At 31.8% G+C, this 2,569-nt stretch carries 3 protein-coding genes; 2 read left to right on the top strand and 1 reads right to left on the bottom strand.

Annotation, left to right across the window (positions count from 1 at the left end; all coding sequences use genetic code 11):
• Positions 1-221 precede the first annotated feature (221 nt).
• A complete protein-coding gene (locus tag AFK68_RS02295; RefSeq protein ID WP_094671307.1) occupies positions 222-422 on the top strand; it encodes a hypothetical protein in 201 nt (66 codons plus the stop codon).
• Between the two features lie 818 nt (positions 423-1,240).
• Here AFK68_RS02295 and AFK68_RS02290 read toward each other — a convergent pair.
• Positions 1,241-1,738 (bottom strand): gluconokinase, encoded by a 498-nt coding sequence (locus AFK68_RS02290; RefSeq protein ID WP_371357204.1) that lies wholly within the window; start codon positions 1,736-1,738, stop codon positions 1,241-1,243.
• Positions 1,739-1,890: 152 nt separating this feature from the next.
• Between AFK68_RS02290 and AFK68_RS02285 the strand changes: the two genes are divergently transcribed.
• Positions 1,891-2,364, top strand: coding sequence for a CYTH domain-containing protein (locus tag AFK68_RS02285; RefSeq protein WP_094671303.1), 474 nt, complete (start codon positions 1,891-1,893; stop codon positions 2,362-2,364).
• Positions 2,365-2,569: the final 205 nt, after the last annotated feature.

Genomic DNA, 2,569 nt, shown 5'->3' with positions numbered 1-2,569 from the left:
AAGTGTAATTAAATAAAGGACTTTACCAAAAATGTTCCTTTGATGAAAAAGAGAATTTCATAGCTCAAAAATGGTATCGAAGTAATTCATTCTCTACGTCGCTAATCCGAGGGCTACCCTACCTGACTCCTAATAAATAGCCTAGTTATTTTTAGCAAACATCCATCGAATTGGTATAAGTATCTATTTAATTTATATAACATATTAAGGGAGTCGTTAAAGTGTCTAAGAAGAAACCATATTTTGCTCAAAATAACAAACTAGATCCTTATGACCATGGTGCTAAGTATTTTTGGACATTAGAAGAGGCTGAAGCATGGTTAAGGTCAGAAAATGGGGGAACTGTAAAAAAACGTAATGCAGAAGTAGTATATGTTTTTGGCGAGCCTATAAGAGTTTGGGGTGAGGTGTTGAAGGTTTAATTAGGGTTTGCTGAAAAAGTATTTTTAGGGAGTAGGGAGTTGTTAGAATAAATGAGAATTATAGAGGAGGTAGTCTAAAGAATTTTTACTTGATTTTTCTGCTCTTATCTTCTCAAAATACTCACATTTTGCAGCTATAGGTAGCAAAAAACCTCCTCTTTTTTGCCACACGCAAAGCCTAAAGTATTAACAGATAAAAGATGCACAATTTTTGACNTATTTTTAGGGAGTAGGGAGTTGTTAGAATAAATGAGAATTATAGAGGAGGTAGTCTAAAGAATTTTTACTTGATTTTTCTGCTCTTATCTTCTCAAAATACTCACATTTTGCAGCTATAGGTAGCAAAAAACCTCCTCTTTTTTGCCACACGCAAAGCCTAAAGTATTAACAGATAAAAGATGCACAATTTTTGACGATATCTCTAACAATAAAAAATTCAATTTATATATATATCGTAAACAAATAATCAATTATTTTCCCCCTCCATACCTATTCCCTCCATACCTATTCCCTATTCCCTGAATATGTACAATTTTTGACGATATCTCTAACAATAAAAAATTCAATCTATATATATATCGTACACAAATAATCAATTATTTCTCCACTATTCCCTATTCCCTCCATACCTATTCCCTATTCCCTGAATATGTACAATTTTTGACGATATCTCTAACAATAAAAAATTCAATNTCCACTATTCCCTATTCCCTCCATACCTATTCCCTATTCCCTGAATATGTACAATTTTTGACGATATCTCTAACAATAAAAAATTCAATCTATATATCCTAGACAAGTAATCAATTATTTCTCCCCTATTCCCTATTCCCTCCATACCTATTCCCTATTCCCTGGAGATGTCTAATATAATTGACAATATCTTCTGGAGATTTTCCAGCATCTACTATTATTGCTTGTTTTGGTTCCTCAAGAACATCAAATTGACTCTGGAGCATCTCAAGTTTCATAAAGTGATTTTTTCTGGCTGTTAGTCTTTGGGCAAACAAATCAAAAGACCCTTTTAAATAAACTATTTTGACATTTTCTGTATTTTTTATAAGGGAATTACGATAAGTTTGTTTAAGAGCAGAACAAGCTAATACGACATTTTTATTATCTTGTAACCATTCATCAATTACATTTCGTATTTTTTCTAACCAAGGAATTCGGTCAGTATCATTTAAAGGAATTCCATTACTCATTTTTTTGATATTAGCTTGAGGGTGAAAAGAGTCGGCATCAAAAAAATACCAATCTAGAGATTTTGCTAGTAATTCTCCAATAGTAGATTTACCAGCACCAGATACTCCCATTATAATTATAATCATTCAGAAAAGAGGGAATAGGGAAGAGGGAACAGGGATAAATAATTGATAATTTATGGATAAGAATCAATTTTATTCTGGATTTTCACCAGATGTCTATTATACTATATGTTAATTCTCAAGATTTCTGAAGTATTGAAATGGCAATAGAGATAGAACGAAAGTTTTTAGTTCAAGGGAATGGATGGCGAAATCAAGCTGTTGGACAAGTATATCGTCAAGGTTATATGTCTACAGAAGATGGTATAACATTAAGAGCTAGAGTAGCAGGCGATAAAGGTTATTTAACTATTAAAGGACCTAGTTTTGGTAATTCTAGATCGGAATATGAGTATGAAATTCCAATTGAAGATGCTGAAGAGATGTTGAATAGTTTATGTAGTTCACCTTTAATTCAAAAGGTTAGATATAAGGTTTATCATGGTGAATTTATTTGGGAAGTTGATGAGTTTGCTGGAGAAAATCAAGGTTTAATTATGGCTGAGGTTGAACTTAATGATGAGCATCAAAAAGTTGAATTACCTGATTGGATAGGGGAGGAAGTTTCTCACGATAAAAGATATTCTAATTCTAATTTATCGAAAAATCCTTGGAAAAATTGGTCTTCAGTTTAAGGGGATATATTAGGAATTAGTTAATCAATATGGGAATTTTTCCGATTTCTTGAAAGGTATTGAATCAAAAATTTTAAAATTTCTCAGAGATGATGGATAAAACTATAACATCTTAGTTTTTAGACTGGTCTTTTTTCTCCTTTGTGAAAAATTATTCAACGGATAAAGTCTGAGTCGAAATTTCTCAGATATGATGGGTAAAAAC

Source organism: Hydrocoleum sp. CS-953, from assembly GCF_002260545.1.
Lineage (GTDB): Bacteria > Cyanobacteriota > Cyanobacteriia > Cyanobacteriales > Microcoleaceae > Trichodesmium.
This window is presented reverse-complemented; position numbering and strand designations above follow the sequence as displayed.